Genomic DNA, 22,121 nt, shown 5'->3' on the forward strand with positions numbered 1-22,121 from the left:
GCCATTATATGATTAATCAAAAAAAATATGTACAATTTGTCATGATGTATATTATTATATTTTCTCTTTGGATATTCCTTATCCCTAAGGACTTGAATATAAAAGAAATTGGAATTCTCTTCTTATTTTGTTTTGCTGCACTCTTTTCTTGTTATTGTTTATATAAAGCAATTAAAAAAATGAAGCGCGGTGATAAACTATTTTGGGTTTTACTACTATGTACTTGCCTATGTGGACTAACTATGGAAATAACTTTATTTCTTCATTCTCTTTCTATTTATGATCAAGTCATATTTTCATATAGAGCACTACCTTTTTTCATCGTACAATATATTTTGCTCTTTTCTGGCTTTGCTATAAAGTTCATAAAACATTACTCCATTAGAGGTCTTGCTCAATTTTCATTCGATAGCATCTTTATTGTTATTATGAATATTTACTTTACCTTAACCTTTATTTTAGACATTTCAAGCTTTCGTATGTTAACAACAGATACGTGGGTTTTAATTGGATATTTTATTGCACAATCATTAGTAATTTACGCCGTTATTAGCTTATATAGAAGAGAACAGTATTCTTCTAGTAGAATCTCATTAATTGTCGGCTTCACTATCATACTTGTTTACGGATATATACACCTGTTCCAGTTAAGATCAGGAATGGAAACTTCTTCTGAAGTCTCTTATTTAATACATACTGCTTCAATTTTATTAATCGGTTTATCGTCCATACTATACATTTTAGATAAACCAATGCAACATGAAACTAAGACTAAATATTATCGATTCGATTATGTACGCTTTATATTACCTTATTTTAGTATAATCATTACTTTTTCCTTTATTGTCATTCAGCCTTGGGATGATAAATTCATGTTAATCGGTCTCGTATTATCACTTATCTTATTATTCCTACGACAACTTTACATGTGGAAAGATAATCAAGTATTAATCGATACGTACGAACAGTTGACTACACAACTAGAAGGTAAAGTTGAAGAAGGCGCATCTGCACTATCAAAAAGTGAACAACGTTATACATCTTTATTCGAGGATCATCCTGATGCTGTTTTTTCTTTAAATATGAACGGGATTTTTCAACAATCTAATAAGGCTTGCGAAAGTTTATTTACAGCCTACTATTGTGAAGTAACGAGCTATTCTCTTCTACACTTCATTGATCCAAAAGATCATAAATTATTGAAGAAATCCTTGCAAATTACAAAAGAAGGTGGACCACAAACTCTAGAAGTTCGTACAAAAGAAAAAGAGGGCTATTATTATTACCTTCACATTACACTCATCCCGACTTTTATAAATAAAGAAGTTGTTGGGATGTTTGGTATAGCACGTGATATTACAACTTTATATGAAAAACAAAAACAAGTAGAACATTTGGCTTTCCATGATGCACTTACAGGACTACCGAATCGCCGGAAATTCGAAAAAGATTTAAAAACGATTTTAAATACAGCTCAAAACAACACTAATGACGTTGCGGTCATGTTCCTCGACTTAGATCGATTTAAAAAAATTAACGATCGACTCGGCCATGATGTTGGGGATCTATTATTAATTGAAGTAGCAAAAAGATTACGTGGATGTTTGCGTTCTAAAGATATCGTTGCCCGCCAAGGCGGAGATGAATTTACGATTCTATTACCAGATATGTACTCTGAAAAAAGTGCTTCTTTTATAGCTGAACAAATTTTAACTATCTTAAATAAGCCTTACTTTATTAAGGATGAAGAACTTTCTGTTACACCGAGTATCGGAATTGCAATGTACCCTGACTACGGAACCGATGTAACCGAATTAATGAAAAATGCAGATATGGCTATGTATCGAGCAAAGGCAAATGGAAAAAACAGATTCGTTTTCTTCTCAAAAGAAATGAGTATTGCTCAAAATGAAATACACTTCCTAGAAGGTGAGCTTTCAAAAGCACTACAACAAAATGAATTTTTCCTTGAATACCAGCCACAAGTAAACACAAAAACAAAACAAATTATCGGTTTTGAGGCGTTAATTCGTTGGAAACACCCAAAACTCGGGATTGTATCACCTGCCCAATTCATCCCTCTAGCAGAGGAGACAGGATTTATTATTGAACTTGGTAATTGGATTTTACGTACAGCCTGCTTAGAAGCAAAAAAGTGGCATAACCAAGGATTTTCAAACTTAAAGGTTGGTGTGAATTTATCTGTTGTTCAATTTAATCACGCAGATTTAATATCAACTATTTCAAAAGTCTTGGAAGAAACAGAACTAAAGCCGGAAGCGCTAGATATTGAGATTACGGAAAGTATCGCGATTAATCAAAATCATTCTGTAATTGCTAAACTAGAAGAACTTCAAAATCTCGGTATTCAAATTTCAATTGATGACTTTGGAACTGGTTATAGTTCTTTAGCTTATTTAACGAAATATCCAATCAATACATTAAAAATTGCTCGAGAATTTATTTGTGGAATTACAAATAGCCCTTTAGAAGAAGCGATTATCGCTTCCATTATTACGCTATCAAAAGAATTAAATTTAAAGGTTATTGCGGAAGGTGTAGAAACAGAAGAACAATGGAAGTTTTTACACGAGCAAAACTGTGACCACATTCAAGGATTCCTCTTTAGCAAACCTGTTTCTAGTAAAGATGTTTGGATGTTACTCCACAAAAAAACAACCGTCTAAGTAAGACGGTTGTTTTTTTTAATATTCAAAAGGTAGATCTGCAGCTAATTGTACCTCTTGATCGTTATGAGAAATTACTTGGCTTTTCTCTAAAGCTGTATCCCCTAGTGAAATACCCCATGCCATCGCTAACGTTAATAGACTACCAATAAGTAGTTTCTTCATATTCCATCACCCACGTTTTTTCTTTTAATATATCATGAAAATTTATCCATATCATATGCAATTATGCATATCCATTTTTTAGGCTGTTTATCTACTGATTTTATTTGCGAGCGCTTCTTTATATGCATGCATTTCTAATATATCAAAAAAGAAACTTGCCTTTTTATATGCATCTTCAATCTCTGCCCCATCGTACTCCAACTTCCCTAGGCATTCACCTCTTTGATAATATAGCTGTCCAATTAATGCCATACTATTAATTCGGCACGATATTTCAATCGCTTTATTTACTTGATAAAGTGACTCTTCATATTGATCATCTAAGTATAATGCTTTTGCATGATTATACCTTACCTTCACGTCAAATTCTTCATTATCATGCAATGCCTCTAATTGTTTTAATATATCTTCAAATAACTCAATGCTCTTCTTAAAATAGCTATTTTCAGCATAAATATTTGCAATTGCATTTTCTATATAAAGATTTTGATACATATCTATCCCAGTTAATTGTTGATTTAGTAGCTTTTTTAACTCTAGAATACAATATTCATAATCAATCTTCTTCAACACATACGCAGATACATGATATTGCCATTGAAGAAACTGCTGAAACTCAGGGTGATATTCTTCCTTTTTCAGTTCATTCCATACTTTATTATAAATTTCTTTATATTTCTTTTGCTTACAAAGTACAATAATTTGATCTTTAAACTGCTTTTTCTTCTCAATATCGGAATAAATGAGTACCTCATAAAAATGAATAATGGGAACTTGTAATTTCGCCGCAATACCTTGCAATATATCCATACTTGGGTATACCGCGCCCGATTCAATTCTGCTCACTTCCGATTGATGACATACATTATCGGAGAGTTGTTTCTGTGTCAATCCTCTCATTACCCTAATTTTCTTTATTTCGCTTCCTAATTTTTCTGCATGCATACTTACTCACCATCCCATTATAACAATCTAATTTTTTTAAGTTGTCATACCACTACAATAATGTGAATTCGACAATTTTTGATATGAAATAATGCATAATATATATAAAATTCGGCAAATTTCTCATACAATTCATCTCACATACACAATACAAGATTAGGAGTGTTATAGATGAATTATAGAAAACTTGCTAGTGCTTTCGTTACATTCGGTCTTCTTTGTCCTTTATCAACAGAAGTTATTCACGCTCAAGAATTAGATAAAAATGAAGTGAAAGTTGAAATTGCTCAGCCTGGTTTAACAATCGGAAAATTAACACAACCTCAAAACGATACAAAAGAGAATATTGCTAAAAAGTATTTAAAAGGTGAGGTAAATGGGGCTAAAGCTCAACAAGAGCAAGTTACTACTGAAAAGAATGTCGATTTTCAACCTACAAATAAAGAAACAAAAGAAAATCAAACCGAATTACGCCTTGCACAAACATACAAAAACTATAAAGTATATGGTCAAGATCTCATTGTAAAAGTAGATAAAAACGGAATAATTACAACTGTTAGTGGTAAAGTTGCCCAAAATTTAGACCAACAACTTAATCTTACTATAACAAATTTTTTGTCGAAAAATGAAGTAAAATCTAAATTATGCAATATACTTCAAATTCCAAGTGATGCGACAGAAACAGAATTTTCTAGCGAAACGGTAGTTTATAAGAAAAAAGATGGGCACTATACATACGCAACGGTCCTTACATTTACTTATGAAAACAATGAACAAGTTATAAACGGAAATGCAATCATGGACTTACAAACTGGTGAAGTACTTTTCCAAGAAAAGTTCATTAAAAATAAAGAGAATAAAACTATTAATCAAATAACAGCACCTAAACTATCACCAGTGAAAGAACAAGGAACTGGGAAAAATGCACTACAAGAAAATGTATTATTTAATATCGCAAAAGGTACTGACGGAAAATTTTATTTAGCTGATTTATCCCGTGGAAATGGTATTTATATTTATAACGCAGACTATGCTGACTCTCTTGGTGGCGATAGCCAAGCCGGTTATCCAGGGACACTTATTTCAAGTACCACTTCGAACTTTGCAGATAAAGAAGCAGCTGGCGTTATGAAAAATATGAGTAATATTTACGACTATTTTAAGAAAGAACATAATCTAAAAAGTTACGATAATAAAGATTCAAAAGTTGTTGCTAGCGTCCACGGATTTGATTCTACTGAAGTTAGTGATGGTGTAAAAGAAAACTATGTAAATGCGTTTTGGCATCCAGGTTGGAATCAAATGGTCTTTGGTGACGGTCTAAACGGGAAATTAACATCCGCTCTTGACGTAACAGCCCATGAATTTGGACATGCTGTATTTAGTGGTACGACGAAAAATAAAATTGTGCGATATCCAAGTGCTGAAACATCTGCGCTAAATGAAGGTTTAGCAGATTTTTGGGGTACACAAATAGAATATTACGTAAAGAAAGATAAAGGGAATTGGATTATGGGTGATACGTTAGGTGGTCTAACAATTCGTGACATCCCAGGGGAAATTGGTGACGGCGGCAACAAACTATATACAAACTTACAAGATTTCTATAATGACGGAAATGATCAAGAGTCGCACGTAAATTCTGGTATCATTAGTCACGTATTATATCAATTAGCTGAGGGTAAGACATATAACAATGTTGCTGTTCAAAAACAAGGCAATGAAAAGGTAAGTAAAGTTGTTATGCGGGCATTGCAAAACTACGCAACTTCAGCTGAAGATTTTGAATCACTTCAGTCCCACATCGTACAGGCTGCAAAAGATTTATACGGAAATGCTGTATCAAATGAATTTGCAAAAGCATTTGAAGCACATGGTTATAAACCATTACAAAAAGTAAATAGAGTAATAGAAGTACAATAATAAAAAAGAAGTTTACCGTTTGTAGGTAAACTTCTTTTCATATCCATCCCTTTTCTTCCGCAATTGTAATTGCCTCAATTCTATTTTTCGCGTCGAGCTTCGTTAACACTTCGGAAATATAATTACGTACTGTACCAGGTGAAAGATAAAGTGTTTTCGCAATTTCATTTGCTGTCTTTCCTTCTTTCGCAAGTAACAGCACTTCTTTTTCACGATCTGATAACGGATTTTGCTCCTGCCATAAACCAAACATTAAATCTTGTGAAACCTCTCGTTTTCCCTTCATTACATTACGAATTGCTGCGGCTAAATCTTCACTCGGGCTATCTTTTAACAAGTATCCGTGCACACCAGCTTTCATCGCCCTTTCAAAATACCCCGGCCTTGCAAATGTTGTTAAAATCATTACTTTACAATATGATTTTTCTTTCTTTAACGTTTCAGCAACATCTAAACCACTTTGAATTGGCATTTCAATATCCATAATACTTATATCGGGTTTTAGCGATTCGATTAATTTTAGCGCCTCTTCCCCGTTCGCTGCTTGCCCAATTACTTCGATATCATCTTCTAGATCAAGCAGGGCTCCTAATGCACCACGAAGCATCCGTTGATCTTCCGCAATAATAATTCGAATCATGCCCTCACCTCATCTTTTCCTGTTCTAATGACAACTGGGACTTTCACTGTTAATAGCGTCCCTGGATTTATCGTATTTAGTTCAACAAATCCATCAATAAGAGCAATTCGCTCTTTCATACCGCGGATACCGTTTCCATCATGATTTTGATCCTCTAAACCGATACCATTGTCTTCTACTGTTAAGATTAATTCACCCTGTGATTCCAATACAGAAACTGTACACCGCGATGCCTTACTATGCTTTACAACGTTCGTAACAGCCTCACGTAAACACATCCCGACAATATTTTGTTCAATTGGTGATAACGAACTTGAACTTGCTTCCTGCTTTATTTCCAATTCAATATTAGCTGCTTGTAAGATTGCTTTTATTTGCTCAAGCTCTTCTTCTACTGTAATCATGCGCATATCAGAAATTAATTCCCTCAGCTGCTTTAAAGCGGTACGAGATGTTTGTGTAATTTCCTTGGCTTCCACACTTGCACGCTCTGGATTTTTTACGATTAACTTCTCAACAAGCTGGCTTTTTAACGTAATAAGGGATAATGTGTGGCCTAACGTGTCATGAAGATCTCTTGCAATTCGCTGCCGTTCTTCCCGTTTTACTAAATCTTTAATTTGCTCGTTTGCTTCGTTTAATTGGTTCTTTAACATCTTTTTCTGATTAAAATTACGCATTCCAAATGGTGTAAGTAGCATTAAAATAAACATTGGAACTATATTCACTAAATTTTCCGGTGTTAGTTGATTCATATTTACAAATACAAATGCTCCGAGCATTACAACTAACAGACATAGTAGCACTCGAAATACTTTTTTACTTGGCGCAAAGCCCATCGCACTTGCCGTAAAAAAGCCAAAGAATATCATGAAAGGATTATAAAATATGGCAAATAAAAAGGTTAATATCATTTGAATACACGCCCACAAAACGAACGTCTTCTGAACAAAATAAAGTTGACGGTATGTGATAATGAATACTATCAACATACCGAGCCCCATTACAAGCTTCCCCCCTGATACTTGTGTTAAATTATAAATTGGAAATAACAGATACACTAACCACATATACGGGAAGAAACCCATATGTTTCGGAAAAATCTCAATCCTCTTCTTCTCTATCATTTATACCGCTTCCTGTCTTTTTCTTATATATATTGATACTACAACAAATATAAGGAAATAACCTCCTAGTACCGCGATATTTTCCCATCCAATTGATTTTCCAGCTACAATATCCCATGCCCCGCTTCCGAAGTGATATGTTGGTGTCCATTCACCGATAGATCTTAATATTTTTGGAAATATTTCAATTGGCATCCATAAGCCGCCAAGAATTGCTAAACACATATTTAAAATATTGGCTAAACCAGCTGCTGCATCCGCCTTCTTAATTGAACCTATTACTGTTCCAAGGGCTAAAAATGGTGTCACGCCTAGTAATAGCCATAATCCTGCACCAATCCATTGGCCTATCGTTAACTCAACATTATTAATTAATATTCCTGCCATAAAAATAACTAAGATTGAAAAAGCATTCACTACTGTTTGAGCAATAATTTTAGCTGCTAAATATGCCCCCTCTGGAAGCGGTGTAATTTTTAACAAATGTGTCCATCCTTGCCCTTTTTCCTGAGAAAGTCTCACACCAAAACTAAAAAGGGCAGTCCCTACAATACTGAAAGTCGCCATTGAAATTAAATAATGTGCTTTCCATGCATCTCCGTTTTGCGGGACTTGAACAACATTTGTAAAGATGTAATAAAACATAACTGGCATTAATAATGAGAAAAAGATGAATAATTTATTGCGGAACGTACGTAAAACCTCTATTTTACATTGCATCCATAATGCTCTCATGCGATTTCCTCCTTCTGATTTGCGACAAACTGTTCAAATGCTTCGTCCAGACTTCCGCGCTCAACTGCAATATCCATAATAGGTAAATCTTTCTTAAATATTGCTCGCAATGTAGCATCTGTATCATCCGTCTTTAAAATAATACGCGCTTCATGAAACTGCACTCCCGTCACATGTGGCAATCCTTTTAATAACGCTGTTGGTATTTTCTCTGCTGCAACAAACGAAACTGTTTTTTGTGAGATTGTCGCTTTCATTTCATCTGGCGTACCATCTGCGATGATCTTTCCGTTCGCAAATAATAAAATCCGATCCGCTAAAGCATCTGCCTCTTCTAAATAGTGCGTCGTTAAAATAATCGTTTTCCCTTCACTTGCTAACTTTCTAATCGTTTCCCAAAATGTTTTTCGAGACGTAATATCCATTCCAACTGTCGGCTCATCTAAAAATAACAACTCTGGATTTCCTGCAAGTGCCAGTGCAAAATTTAACCTTCTCTTTTGGCCACCCGATAATTTCTCACATCTTTGCTTTCGCTCTGATTCTAAATTTGATAACTGAAGTAATGTTTCTTTCGCTACTGGATTCGTATAATAACTACGGAATAACTCGATTGCTTCTTCTACCGTGATACTATCAATCACACTTACTTCTTGTAGCATCGCACCGAGGCTATTACGAACATCTCTGTGCTTCGGACTCTTTCCAAATATAGAGACATTCCCCTCTGTCGGATCTTTTAATCCGAGCATCATTGAAATTGTCGTTGTTTTCCCCGCACCATTTGGACCGAGTAATGCTACTATTTGCCCTTTATTTACATGAAATGAAACGTTATTTACTGCTTTTTTATGTTTAAATGTTTTAGAAACACCATTTACTTCAATAATCTTTTCCATCTCTCCACCCCCGCCGTTTCTTATATTTACATTGTATTCCTTGGAAAAGTTAGGAAACAGTATGATGCGTCATGACATCAATATGACAATTGTCATGTATTCTCTATGAGCAGAATCACCCCGCATACCGCACGTAAGTAGCAGGAGCAAAATAAACATGATACAATCGGATAAGATATCTATTCGAGGAAGGACAGTGGTTTTCATGATTATTCGTAATGAACAAGATTTAGAGGGTTTACGAAAAATCGGCCGCATCGTTGCACTTGCACGCGAAGAAATGAAAAAGCAAGCGAAGCCAGGTATGACAACGAAAGAGCTAGATTTAATTGGTAAAAAGGTATTAGATGAGCACGGTGCTATGTCAGCACCTGAAAAAGAATATAAATTCCCAGGCGTAACTTGCATTAGTGTAAATGAAGAAGTTGCTCACGGTATTCCAGGAGATCGCGTATTAAAAGAAGGCGATTTAGTAAACGTAGACGTATCAGCAGCACTTGACGGTTATTATGCTGATACGGGTATTTCATTTGTTCTTGGTGAAGACGAAGAAAAAGAAAAGCTTTGCCAAGCAGCTGTTGATGCTTTTTGGGAAGCAATGAAAAAAGTAAAAGCTGGATCAAAACAAAATCAAATTGGTCGTGCTGTTTCTAACTTTGCACATAAAAGTGGATATAGCGTTATTCAAAACTTAACTGGTCATGGTATCGGTCTTAGCTTACACGAAGCTCCGAACCACATTTTAAGCTACTATGATCCAATGGATAATGCTCTTCTAAAAGACGGCCTTGTTATCGCTGTAGAGCCATTTATCTCTATGAAAGCGGATCATATTATCGAACGCGGTGATGACGGCTGGACATTCGTGACACCAGACAAAAGCCTTGTTGCACAATGTGAACATACAGTTGTCGTAACACGTGGTGAGCCAATAATTTTAACAGAAATATAATACAAAAAAACGACTGTTTTGTAGATTGATTCTACATAAAACAGTCGTTTTTTCACTTTTGGAAAATATATGAAATACTGTTGAACTCTTTATCATTTAAGTATATAATCTTTAGCGAAGGTTATTTAGGCTTATCTTTACTAAAAAGATATTGTCGCTAAGAAGTAACGTACCTTCTTTTTTATTATTTAAAACAGTTTCAAAAATGACCGTAGTAACGGATTAGTCGAATATTCTGTAATTCTTATATTCCTCTAACAGTGTAAGAAACAATCGTATTTCCACTTCGGTCCACTAATCGTAAAACTCTCTTTAGACAAAACAGATGACTATTTTCAAAGTACATATTCTCTTCATTCTGACCAAAATCAACCCTATCTAGATTTTTATTTCCACATAACCTTAAGGCAAAAACAAGCCTTCACAAAGGGATACATTACTTTGGTTAGCATGTATCGTAAAACTTACCTTTATAACCATTCTTTTTATTTGATTTACATGAAAACTCTCACCTATAAAGGGCTGATATCATTTTTATATCAGTATTTTTTTCGGCATTTTTTGTCGAATTGTGTATATTTCCATATAAATGTGTAAATATACATTTTGTTTTACGTTAAATAACACTACATTGAATATCATTTTTTTGTCGGAGAGCGCGTATAGAAATGGAGGGATAGTAAAAACAAATCGCTTATAACAAATACTTTTAATATTCCCTTTGTTCATGTGGAATAAGCCCCCAATGGACAAAGGGATGCTCAGAGGAGGAACAATGAAAAAACTTTTCAATATATGTTTAACTGTATTCGTACTATTTTCGCAGCTTGCTAGTTTTCCATACAATCAAGTACGAGCGGAAACCTTAACAGGAGATTCATTATTTGACACTGTTGAAATGAAAGATGCAACTAATCATATTATTGACGAAGCAAAAAATCCTAACAACTTAATAAAGATAGGATCAACTATTCAAGTTGAATACGCTTGGTCAATAAAAGATCAACAAGTTGTACATGCAAACGATACCGCAGTACTTCAAATACCACTTGCATTAAAAGTATCTAAAGATTCGCAAGGGAATTTAGTAGCAGATCAAAAAAATATTGGTCAATATTTTATAACAGCTAAAGATAATAAATTAAAGCTAATATTTAATGATCAAGTAGAAATTTCAAAAGGTGCTAAAGGAAAAATTAAACTTGATACTGTATTTAATCCAACTTTAAAAACTGGAGAAAAATCAGTTCAAATCGCTTTTCCTCTAGGAACAATGCTTCATCCTATTTCAGTTCCTGTTCAAGTAGAAGATTCTAAAGAAGATGTAACCAAACAGGATACTAATAAACAAGCGCAAGATCCAGTAGCTAAACCTGTTACTGGTAATCCGGAACAAGATCCAGCAGCTAAACCTGTTACTGATAATCCGGAGAAAAATCCAGCAACTAAACCTGTTACTGACAATCCGGAACAAGATCCAGCAGCTAAACCTGTTACTGACAATCCGGAACAAAATCCAGCAGCTAAACCTGTTACCGACAATCCGGAACAAAATCCAGCAGCTAAGCAAGCCACTGACAACTCAGAACAAAAATTAGCAAGCAATCCTGCTGAGAATACAAATTCAGGTCCAAAGCAAATAACAACAAACATTTTAACGGGTGTAAAGTTAACGGACAAAGACGGAAAACCATTTACAGAGGATAACCGTCCAAGTACAGATTCCCCTGCCAATATTGAGTTTACATGGGAACTTTTAAAATCGATGAATGTCAAAAGTGGAGATTACTATATTTTTGATCTTCCTAAACATTTTAAGATTTACAATACAATTAACAGTCCTTTATACGATAGCGAAAACAACACAATTGGAAACTTTACTGTTACAAAAGAAGGAAAGGTCACAATGACATTCAACGATTATGTTGAAGAACATCCAGATCTTGTTGGTAACCTACAATTAAAGACAGAATTTAATAAAGCTGAAATTAAAGGTACAACAACACAAGAAATTCCTTTCCCAATTAAAGATAAAGATGTTTCTATTACAGTTGACTTTAAGCCTAATGTCCAAACAGCTACGAATAAAAAAGGGTTACCTGATAGGCCAATTAATACAAATGAAATTAATTGGACAGTAGAAATGAATAAAACGAAAGATAAGCTTATAAACGCTGTTTTTAAAGATACTATCCCACAAGGTACAAACTTAAATAAAGATTCTATTAAAGTTTATTATTTAGAAGTTGATGTTAATGGGAACGCAACACGTGGTGCAGAAGCTGATCCAGCAGATTACAAAATCACTTCATCGGATGGTTCAAAATTGGAGATTGCTTTTAAAGATAACATCGATAAAGCATACCAAATCGAATATACCACAAAAATTACTGATGAAAATGTTGAAAATTTCCAAAATAACGTTACGATAACGAGTGATAATCAAAAGCAACAAAACGCAAGCTCTACTGTAACGGTTTCTCGTGGTACACATTTAAACAAAACGAGTAAATATGATCCAAAGACGCAAATGATTGAATGGACAATTACTTACAATGGTGATCAAAGAGATATCAAAAAAACAGATGCAATTTTAAAAGATGTTTTTGACGCTGCACATGTACTAGATGAAAATTCTATTGTCGTGAAAAATGCTTCATATGATGATAAAGGAAAGCTTGTAACAGGAGACGCTGTTACTAATTACACTGTAAGTAAAAAGAAAAATGGATTCGACCTACAGTTTAATGAGGATATTAATAGTGCTTATGTAATTACCTATAAAACAAAGCCAACTGATAACGTCATAACAGATGGAAAAGTAAAAAATACAGTTACAGCTGATAATGGTTCAAGTAAAGAAAATGAAGCCGGCTTCAAGCAGCAAAACATTATTAAATCTAATAATAAAGCTGAAACAAACTACAAAGACAAAACAACAACTTGGACAATTATAGTAAATAATAACAACTATCCATTAAACAACGCGACCATTACGGATACCTTTGATCATGGTGGATTGCAATTAAAAGATAAGAAACTAGAAATTAAAGACGGAGATTATACTCTTCAAGCTGGGACTGACTATGTTTTAGATGTGACGGATAAAGGTTTCAACATTACTCTTATAGGTACATATCAGTCTAATATGACAAAGACATTAGTCGTAAAATATACTACAGACTTTGATTATACAAAATTAGAAAGTGGCCAAACTTCATTTAAAAATACAGGTAACTTATCTTGGATAGATACCGATTCTAAGCCACAATCAAATAAAGATGCAGCGAATTTTGATCCTGATACTTTCACAAAGGCGAATGGGTATAAATACGGTTCTTATAACGCCCAAATAAAGGAAATTACTTGGATAATAGGCTTCAATTATAATAATGTTGAGATTAAAGATCCTTATGTCATAGACGTAATAAAAGATAAACAAAAGTTAGTACCAGGATCCATTGAAGTACGTGACATGATTTTAAATGGAAGCCCGGATAATGCAAGACCTGGTAATGCTGTACCAACTGAGCAATATGAACTTGAAGAACCTACAGATAAAAATAACAGCACCCTAAAGGTTCATTTCAAACAATCAATTAATTCACCTTATTATATTATCTTTAAAACAAGCCTTGATGGTGAGCTTATCCAAGCTACCTACAACAACGAGGCCGATTTAAAAGATGGCTCTAAAATTGTTAACACTCTTAAAGGTGATGCTCAAGTAAATAAAGGTGGTAGCTTTGTTACAAAAAAAGCTATACAAGATGACAACTATATTAATTGGAGTATTGCAATTAACGAAAGCCAATCAACCATTGCAGACGCAGTTGTAACAGACGATCCAACAGACAATCAGGTACTTGTGGAAGATTCATTCCACTTATATCCTACAACTGTCGATCCATATGGAAATTTAACAAAAGATACAGTAAATGAATTAAAACAAGGAACAGACTATAAGTTAAAGATCACAACAGACAATAATACCGGAAAGCAACATTTCGAAATTGCCTTCTTGAAAAAAATTGATCGAGCTTATATTTTAGAATATCGTTCACTTATTAATGCAGACGATAAAGAAAAAGTAAGTAATAAAGCGAAAATCGCAGGCAATAAGTTAACAGTAACAAATACAGAAACTACCGAAACGATTGAAGTACGAATGTCTTCCGGTTCGGGCGGAGGATCTGCTACCAAAGGCCGCGGAAACCTTGAAATTATAAAGGTTGATAACGACAATAAGAAAGCACCATTGGCCGGAGCAGAATTTACTTTATACGATCGTACAGGGAAAACCGTTATCCGTAAAATAACAACAGACAAAGACGGGATTGCTAAATTTAATAACTTAAAACGCGATAAATATTTATTAAAAGAAACAACAGCTCCTGAAGGCTATGTAATTAGCTGGGATTTAAAACAAGGGAAAATTGTTGAACTTGGTACACAAGAGACTACAACATATACACTTGCAAATAAGAAATTTGTCGGGAAAGTAGTTTTAACAAAGTCTGATGACCTGAATAAAAACGTAACACTGCAAGGTGCCGTTTTCACACTACTTGATAAAGACAAAAAAGTAATTCCAGAACACAAAGAATTAACAACAAATAATAACGGACAAATTATTATAGATGAATTAAAGCCAGGAACTTACTACTTACAAGAAACGAAGGCTCCTGAGCATTATCAACTAGATAGTAAACTTATTCGCTTTACTATCTCTGAAGATCAAACGACAGTAGTGAACCGAACTGCGACAAATAGTTTAACTAAAGGATCTGCTCTTTTAACAAAAGTTGATAATCATAATAAAGCTTTAGCAGGAGCAGAGTTTACTGTTCAAGATCGCAACGGAAAAAATATTCCTGGATATGAGAAATTAACAACAAATGAACATGGACAAATCGAAGCAAAAGATTTACGTCCTGGTAAATACCAATTTGTCGAAACAAAAGCTCCTGAGCATTATGAATTAGACAAAACACCTATCCTATTCGAAATAGAAAAAAGCCAAACTACAGCAGCTTCCGTTAAAGCAAAAAACACTTTAACTAAAGGTGGCGTTACTTTAACAAAAGTAGATGATGTTGATGGCACTACTCTTGAAGGTGCGGTATTCAAAATTGTTAACGCCAAAAACGAAGACGTCCGTACAAACTTAAAAACAGAAAAAGATGGAACTTTAACCGTTAAAGATTTAGAGCCTGGTGAGTATCAATTTATTGAAACAACACCACCTAAATACTACGACTTAAATAAAGAACTAATTCCGTTTACAATCGAGAAAAGTCAAACAAGTATCATTCCAATTACGGCAAAAAACAGTTTAACAACAGGTGCCGTTGAGTTATTAAAAGTCGATGAATTTGATAAAAAGACCCCTCTTGCTGGAGCCATGTTCAAAATCGTTAATGAAAAGAACGAAGACGTTCGTACAGACTTAACTACCGATACGGATGGAACTATTAAAGTTTCTGATTTACGTCCAGGCAAATATAAATTTATTGAAACGAAAGCTCCTGAACATTATGAACTACGATCAACACCAATTGAATTTACAATTGAGAAAGATCAAAAAATATCAATTGTTATTACAGCTGAAAATGGTCTACTGCCAGGCGATGTTGAACTAATAAAAGTGGATGATATTGACGGAACTGCACTCACAGGTGCTGTTTTCAAAATTGTTAATGACAAAAATGAAGATGTCCGTACAGAATTAGTTACGAATCAAGAAGGTAAAATTATTGCTACTGGTTTACGTCCAGGTAACTATAAATTTATCGAAACGAAAGCTCCTGAGCATTACGACTTAAATAAAAAACCGATTGAATTTACAATTAAGGAGAGCCAAGCATCTGCTATTAAAGTTACTGCTACTAACAGCTTAACGAAAGGCGGTATTGAATTAACAAAAGTTGATTCTGTAAATGCTAAGGAAACCCTTGAAGGTGCAGTATTTAAAATTGTGGATGCAAATGATGATACAAAGGTAATTCATAAGGACCTTGTTACGAATAGTGATGGGAAATTAGTTGTGGACGACTTACGCCCTGGTAACTATAAACTAATCGAAACAAAGGCCCCTACTTATTACGATGTAAATGTAGAACCAATTGAATTCACAATCGAAAAAGGGCAACAAAAGCTAATTCCACTTACATTTAAAAATAGCTTGACGAAAGGTAAAGTCAAACTAATTAAAGAAGATGATGTGGAAAGCAATATAACTCTTGCTGGCGCGGTATTCACATTACAGGACGCAACTGGCAACGAAATTATGAAAGATTTAAAAACAGATGATTATGGGGTACTAGTTATTCCTGAGTTAGCACCAGGCGATTACCAATTTATTGAAACAGAAGCTCCTGAACATTATAAATTAGACAAAAAACCTATTAAGTTCACGATTAAAAAAGGTAGCAAGGAAGATCTTCCTATCCCTGTTACTGTAAAAAATAGTTTACTTACAGGTGGCGTCACTTTAACTAAAGTTGATGATGTTGATGGCACTACTCTTGAAGGTGCAGAATTTATAATTGTTGACGCTCATGATACTAAAAAGGTAATTCGCAAAGGTTTAACGACTGATAAACACGGTAAAGTTACTGCTTCTGATTTACGTCCTGGAGATTATCAATTTATTGAAGTGACAGCTCCAAAAGACTATATCTTAAGCAAAGACCCTATTCCGTTTACTATCGAAAAAAGTCAAAAAGAGAATATTACTGTTACTGCTACTAACAGCTTAAAGAAAGGTGCAGTAACATTAACAAAAATCGATGACATCGATCGTACGATGCTGAAAGGTGCAATCTTTAAAATCGTTGACATGGATGGTAAGGAAGTTCATACAAACCTTGTTACAGATGACAATGGTGAAATTTCTGTTTCTGATTTACGTCCGGGAGACTATCAATTTATTGAAACAAAGGCCCCTGAGCATTATGTATTAGACGAGACATCGATTCCATTTACAATTGAAAGAAGTCAAACGAAGGAGATCACTGTTACAGGTAAAAATACTTTGAAAAAAGGTAGCGTTGAATTAACTAAAATTGACGATATTAATATCGATACAAAACTTGCTAACGCTGTATTTAATTTATTAGACGCAGACGGAGAGCTAGTTGAAGAAGGCTTAAAAACAAATGGTGAAGGAAAAATTGTTGTTGAAAATCTACGTCCTGGTACGTATCAATTCGTTGAGACAACGGCTCCTGAACATTACGATTTAGACAAAAAACCTATCGTATTTACAATTAAGAAAAGCCAAATTGAAACTCTTCATGTTACGGCTACGAATGCTTTAACAAAGGGTGCAATTGAACTTTCTAAAGTTGATGATGTTGATGGCACTACTCTTGAAGGTGCGGTATTCAAAATCGTTAATATGAATGGTGATGTAATTCATAAAGACCTTGTTACAAATGAACAAGGGAAAATCGAAGTTAAAGACCTACGTCCTGGTGATTACCAATTCATCGAAACGAAAGCTCCAAAGCATTACGTTTTAGATGAAACACCTATCAGTTTCACTATCGAAAAAGGACAGAAGAAAGCCATTTCTTTAACTGCTAAAAATAGCTTACAACAAGGTAGTATCGAACTACTTAAAGTTGATGACCTAAACGATCAAACAAAACTTGCTAATGCTGTATTTAATTTATTAGATCAAAATGGCAAAGTACTTAAAACAGATTTAAAAACAAACGGTGAAGGAAAAATCGTTGTTGAAAACTTACGTCCTGGTACGTATCAATTTGTCGAAACAACGGCTCCTGAACATTATGATTTAGATAAAAAACCAATTGTATTTACAATTGAAAAAAGCCAGAAAGATATTGCTACTATTACTATGAAAAATAGTTTAACAAAAGGCGGCGTGGAACTTTCTAAAGTGGATGACGTCGATGGCACTACTCTTGAAGGCGCGGTATTTAAAATTGTTGATATGAATGGTACTGCAATTCGCAAAGATCTTATTACGAATCAACAAGGTAAAATCAGTGTTTCTGACCTACGTCCTGGTGAGTATCAATTCATCGAGACAACAGCGCCGAAACACTACGATTTAAATAAAGAACCGATTCCATTCACAATCGAAAAAGGACAAGCGGAACCTATTTCTGTTACCGCTAAGAATGGCCTAACAAAAGGCGGCGTGGAATTAACTAAAGTTGACTCTGTAGATACGAAAGAAATACTTGAAGGTGCAGTATTTAAAATTACTGATATGAACGGTAACGACATTCGTACGAATTTAGTTACAAATAAAGACGGTAAAATCATTGCTAAAGACTTACAACCAGGAGATTATCAATTCATTGAAACGAAAGCTCCGAAACATTATGACTTAAATGAAGAACCAATTAAGTTCACAATTGAAAGAAGTCAAACAAAGCACGTCTTCGTTACAGCTACTAACAGCTTAACGAAAGGTAGTGTGGAGTTAATTAAAGTGGACGATGTTGAAAAAAATACAACCCTTGAGGGTGCAGTATTTAAAATTGTTAATAAAGATGGACACGACGTCCGTACCGATTTGACTACTGATAAAAACGGCCGTTTAGTCATTGATAACTTACAACCAGGAGACTATGAGTTTATCGAAACAAAAGCTCCTGAACACTATGACTTAAACGAAACACCTATTAAGTTTACAGTTAAAAAGAGTCAAGAAAAAATCGCTTCTGTTACTGCTACTAACAGCTTAACAAAAGGTGCTGTCGAACTTTCTAAAGTAGATGACGTCGATGGTTCTACTCTTAAAGGTGCAGTATTTAAAATCGTTGATATGAACAGTAACGATGTTCATACTGACCTTACAACAGATGTACATGGAAAAATTTCCGTTTCCGATTTACGTCCAGGAGACTATCAATTCGTTGAAACGAAAGCTCCTACTGGCTATGATTTAAATGCTAAGCCAATTCCCTTCACAATTACGCAGGGACAATCTGGGGTTACCCCTGTTACAGCTTTAAATAGTTTAACAAAGGGTTCAATTGAGTTAACTAAAGTCGATATTGATCATCGTGGAACACTTGAAGGTGCCATTTTCAATATCTTAGACCAGGATGGGAAAATAATCCGAGAAGGTCTAAAAACAGACCAACACGGTAAATTAATCATAAATGATTTGAGACCTGGTAATTATCAATTAGTGGAAACAAAGGCTCCTGAAGGCTATCAATTAGATGCTTCACCAATAAACTTTACAATTGAAAAAGCTCAAGCTGCACCACTACAAATTACAGTTTCAAATAAGAAAATCGAATCTTCACCAGGTGGAGATGATAAACCAATTACTCCTCCAAATAAAGAGGAGAAACCTGGAAAAGAAACTTCCAAGGAACTAGAAAAAGGAAATCCTGAAACACAGACAAACAAACAGCAAGATGATCGAAATATAGATAAAAAACTTCCAAACACAGGTCATAGAGAAAATCATACACAAGCAGCAGGTATCGTTCTTCTACTGGCTGGATTGTTAAGTATTTTAGCTACAAAACGTAAAAAACATTATAAATAATATGTTTTACAGCCAATCAATTAATAAATTGATTGGCTGTTTTTTTGCACAAAAAAGACGATACATAAAGTATCGTCTTTTTAACGGGGTGAGGCTGTCCAAAAGTACGGAAAACTCTTGAACAGCCTCGTATTTTCATATGGATGCCTTACATATATCACTGATGGCAATTATGAAATGCGGAAACATAGTTACCATCACATGATTCAAACAAAAGAAAAGAAACCCTATAACGGATCCCTTTTCCCTACATAATCTAAAGTTTGGGTACACTAGATTCATGCAATGTAGGAGCCTTCCGAACAGAAAGCGAACCTTCATTTAAAATGATAGCATACATATCTTCGCTGAAAATATGTAAATGTGCATATAGCGTTTTTTTATTTCTCAACATACAATTATTTAAAATTCATACATATAAAGGTAAAATAAAATGAAACTTTAATCATTGAGGTTTTTGTTCATCCCTCACTGATTATTAGCCCACAATAGTGCTGCTCAAAAATAGCAGTATAAAGTCGTTATCCGTCTTCTTTTGTCAGTCAGAGAGAATAGAAGAATGGGAGAGGAAAAAATGAGAAAATCACTGAAACAAAAAATAGTAAGCTCCTTGCTTGCTGTATCACTCGCCGTTAGCTTAGCTCCAATCGGACAAGCAAAAGCTGATTCCACGTCAGAAATTACACAGACTCCACCTATTACAAAACAAGTTGATGCAAACCGCGCCATCGAGCATATCCGTTTCTTATCCGAAACAATCGGTCCCCGGCCAGGTGGTACAAAATCAGAAGAATGGGCTTCTCGCTATGTTGGTATAAAGCTTAAATCAATGGGATATGAAGTAGAATATCAGCCCTTTCAAGTGCCGGATCAATACGTTGGATTTATCGAATCACCATTTGGGACAAAGCGTAATTGGCAAGCTGGTGCTGCTCCAAATGCACTAATTTCTACAGAAGCTGTTACAGCTCCGCTTATCTTTGTTCAAGGTGGTACAAAATTAGACGATATTCCAAATGAGGTAAACGGAAAAATTGTTTTATTCGAAAGGGGTTCAACAGTAGCAGATTATAATAAACAAGTTGAAAATGCTGTTAGTAAAGGGGCAAAAGGTGTTCTTTTATACAGCTTAATTGGCGGACGCGGAAACTATGGACAAACTTTCAATCCTCGCTTAACTAAAAAACAGTCTATCCCTGTCTTCGGTCTTGCTTATGCTCAAGGGAATGCATTTAAAGAAGAAATCGCTAAAAAAGAGACAACAATTCTTTCCCTAAAAGCGAGACATGAATCTAATTTAACATCCTTAAATGTCATCGCAAAAAAGAAACCAAAAAATAGTACAGGTAATGAAAAGGCCGTCGTTGTAAGTTCACACTACGATAGTGTCGTTGGAGCACCTGGGGCAAATGATAATGCTTCTGGTACAGGATTAGTATTAGAACTGGCTCGTGCTTTTCAAAATGTAGAAACTAATAAAGAAATTCGTTTTATTGCTTTTGGTTCTGAGGAAACTGGCTTACTTGGCTCTGATTATTATGTTAATAGTCTGTCCCAAAAAGAACGCGATCGAATTTTAGGTGTCTTTAACGCAGACATGGTTGCAACAAATTATGATAAAGCAAAGAATTTATATGCAATGACTCCTGATGGCTCAACAAACCTTGTAACAGATGCTGCCTTACAAGCAGGTAAACAATTAAATAATGATCTCGTTCTTCAAGGGAAATTTGGCTCTAGTGATCACGTACCATTTTCTGAAGTGGGTATTCCTTCTGCACTATTTATTTGGATGGGCGTCGATAGTTGGAATCCATTAATCTATCATATTGAAAAGGTATACCATACACCCCAAGATAATGTGCTAGAAAACATTTCGCCTGAACGTATGAAAATGGCATTAGAAGTTATCGGGACAGGAGTTTATAATACACTTCAAACACCTGTTACTCAAACTGAACAAAAGGCTGCTTAACGCTTTAAAAGACCACTGATTTTATCAGTGGTCTTTTATTGAGAAAAAACATATATGCATAAAAGCATATTTTCTCCTATGTATTATCGTATACAATATTAACTGTAACAAAAATGATTACAACTAATAAGGAGGCTTTTTCTACTATGAAAAAAATGATTTTAGCAGGTGCGTTAACTTTAGCAGGAATTACTGGAACTACCGCTTTTATTCCAGAAACAAAGGCTGCTGCCGCTCAAGAACAAAGCTTTACAAAATTTTATTCTTTGCAAACTGGAAGTAGTTCCGAACAAGAACCTATTTTCCTTCAAAAAGGACAAGAACTAACAATTCATCCTAACAGCAAAACTCCTAGTTACAGTGTTTATGACTCAAATCATAACCTTATTGGGCGTTATTCTGATGGTTACGGCAGAATTTTCACTGCAAAAACAGATGGAAATATGTATGTTCAATTTCATGCACCTTACGTTTACTATAGTCCTGTTAGTTTTTCTGTTACTTATACAATTCAATAGAAAAAGGGCCT

Annotated in this window: 12 protein-coding genes; 6 read left to right on the top strand and 6 right to left on the bottom strand. The window is 34.6% G+C overall.

The window, feature by feature from the left end; translation table 11 throughout:
• Positions 1-8 precede the first annotated feature (8 nt).
• Positions 9-2,687: a DUF4084 domain-containing protein gene (locus KPL75_RS13330; protein WP_219920967.1), complete on the top strand. Its 2,679-nt coding sequence runs from the start codon at positions 9-11 to the stop codon at positions 2,685-2,687.
• Between the two features lie 18 nt (positions 2,688-2,705).
• On the opposite strand, the gene KPL75_RS13335 is transcribed toward KPL75_RS13330, so the two are convergent.
• Positions 2,706-2,852 carry a quorum-sensing peptide PapR gene (locus KPL75_RS13335; RefSeq protein WP_002034882.1) on the bottom strand — a complete coding sequence of 49 codons (147 nt, stop codon included), beginning with the start codon at positions 2,850-2,852 and terminating at the stop codon, positions 2,706-2,708.
• A gap of 87 nt (positions 2,853-2,939) precedes the next feature.
• Positions 2,940-3,797, bottom strand: coding sequence for a transcriptional regulator PlcR (plcR, locus tag KPL75_RS13340; RefSeq protein WP_105586085.1), 858 nt, complete (start codon positions 3,795-3,797; stop codon positions 2,940-2,942).
• Positions 3,798-3,968: 171 nt separating this feature from the next.
• Between plcR and KPL75_RS13345 the strand changes: the two genes are divergently transcribed.
• Positions 3,969-5,720 carry a M4 family metallopeptidase gene (locus tag KPL75_RS13345; protein WP_219920968.1) on the top strand — a complete coding sequence of 584 codons (1,752 nt, stop codon included), beginning with the start codon at positions 3,969-3,971 and terminating at the stop codon, positions 5,718-5,720.
• Between the two features lie 37 nt (positions 5,721-5,757).
• On the opposite strand, the gene KPL75_RS13350 is transcribed toward KPL75_RS13345, so the two are convergent.
• The 4 genes from KPL75_RS13350 to KPL75_RS13365 are packed head-to-tail and all read right to left on the bottom strand — an operon-like array spanning position 5,758 to position 9,121.
• Positions 5,758-6,360, bottom strand: coding sequence for a response regulator transcription factor (locus tag KPL75_RS13350; RefSeq protein ID WP_219920969.1), 603 nt, complete (start codon positions 6,358-6,360; stop codon positions 5,758-5,760).
• On the bottom strand, positions 6,357-7,487 hold the full coding sequence (locus KPL75_RS13355) for a sensor histidine kinase (protein ID WP_219920970.1): 1,131 nt from the start codon (positions 7,485-7,487) through the stop codon (positions 6,357-6,359). The genes KPL75_RS13350 and KPL75_RS13355 overlap by 4 nt, the downstream gene beginning before the upstream one ends.
• Entirely contained in the window at positions 7,488-8,222 is a 735-nt protein-coding gene (locus KPL75_RS13360) for an ABC transporter permease (protein ID WP_002144692.1), read from the bottom strand.
• Positions 8,219-9,121 (bottom strand): ABC transporter ATP-binding protein, encoded by a 903-nt coding sequence (locus KPL75_RS13365; RefSeq protein WP_219920971.1) that lies wholly within the window; start codon positions 9,119-9,121, stop codon positions 8,219-8,221. The genes KPL75_RS13360 and KPL75_RS13365 overlap by 4 nt, the downstream gene beginning before the upstream one ends.
• Before the next feature lie 157 nt (positions 9,122-9,278).
• Here KPL75_RS13365 and map point away from each other — a divergent pair, with 157 nt between their 5' ends.
• From map to KPL75_RS13385, 4 genes are all read left to right on the top strand, one after another.
• Complete coding sequence (gene map, locus KPL75_RS13370) at positions 9,279-10,073, top strand: type I methionyl aminopeptidase (protein WP_219920972.1); 795 nt, start codon at positions 9,279-9,281, stop codon at positions 10,071-10,073.
• 775 nt (positions 10,074-10,848) lie between these two features.
• Positions 10,849-19,617 (top strand): SpaA isopeptide-forming pilin-related protein, encoded by an 8,769-nt coding sequence (locus KPL75_RS13375; protein WP_219920973.1) that lies wholly within the window; start codon positions 10,849-10,851, stop codon positions 19,615-19,617.
• A gap of 574 nt (positions 19,618-20,191) precedes the next feature.
• The gene (locus tag KPL75_RS13380) at positions 20,192-21,592 is read left to right on the top strand and encodes a M28 family metallopeptidase (RefSeq protein ID WP_219920974.1); all 1,401 of its coding nucleotides are present in this window, start codon (positions 20,192-20,194) and stop codon (positions 21,590-21,592) included.
• A 146-nt stretch (positions 21,593-21,738) separates the two neighbouring features.
• Entirely contained in the window at positions 21,739-22,110 is a 372-nt protein-coding gene (locus KPL75_RS13385; protein ID WP_002144686.1) for a hypothetical protein, read from the top strand.
• Positions 22,111-22,121: the final 11 nt, after the last annotated feature.

The sequence above is a fragment of the Bacillus sp. NP247 genome (assembly GCF_018966865.1).
GTDB lineage: Bacteria > Bacillota > Bacilli > Bacillales > Bacillaceae_G > Bacillus_A.

Coding starts and splice junctions, on each gene's coding strand:
- plcR (WP_105586085.1), bottom strand. CDS start 3,797: ATGCATGCAGAAAAATTAGGAAGCGAAATAAAGAAAATTAGGGTAATG.
- KPL75_RS13330 (WP_219920967.1), top strand. CDS start 9: ATGATTAATCAAAAAAAATATGTACAATTTGTCATGATGTATATTATT.
- KPL75_RS13360 (WP_002144692.1), bottom strand. CDS start 8,222: ATGAGAGCATTATGGATGCAATGTAAAATAGAGGTTTTACGTACGTTC.
- KPL75_RS13365 (WP_219920971.1), bottom strand. CDS start 9,121: ATGGAAAAGATTATTGAAGTAAATGGTGTTTCTAAAACATTTAAACAT.
- KPL75_RS13335 (WP_002034882.1), bottom strand. CDS start 2,852: ATGAAGAAACTACTTATTGGTAGTCTATTAACGTTAGCGATGGCATGG.
- KPL75_RS13375 (WP_219920973.1), top strand. CDS start 10,849: ATGAAAAAACTTTTCAATATATGTTTAACTGTATTCGTACTATTTTCG.
- KPL75_RS13345 (WP_219920968.1), top strand. CDS start 3,969: ATGAATTATAGAAAACTTGCTAGTGCTTTCGTTACATTCGGTCTTCTT.
- KPL75_RS13350 (WP_219920969.1), bottom strand. CDS start 6,360: ATGATTCGAATTATTATTGCGGAAGATCAACGGATGCTTCGTGGTGCA.
- KPL75_RS13355 (WP_219920970.1), bottom strand. CDS start 7,487: ATGATAGAGAAGAAGAGGATTGAGATTTTTCCGAAACATATGGGTTTC.
- map (WP_219920972.1), top strand. CDS start 9,279: ATGATACAATCGGATAAGATATCTATTCGAGGAAGGACAGTGGTTTTC.
- KPL75_RS13385 (WP_002144686.1), top strand. CDS start 21,739: ATGAAAAAAATGATTTTAGCAGGTGCGTTAACTTTAGCAGGAATTACT.
- KPL75_RS13380 (WP_219920974.1), top strand. CDS start 20,192: ATGAGAAAATCACTGAAACAAAAAATAGTAAGCTCCTTGCTTGCTGTA.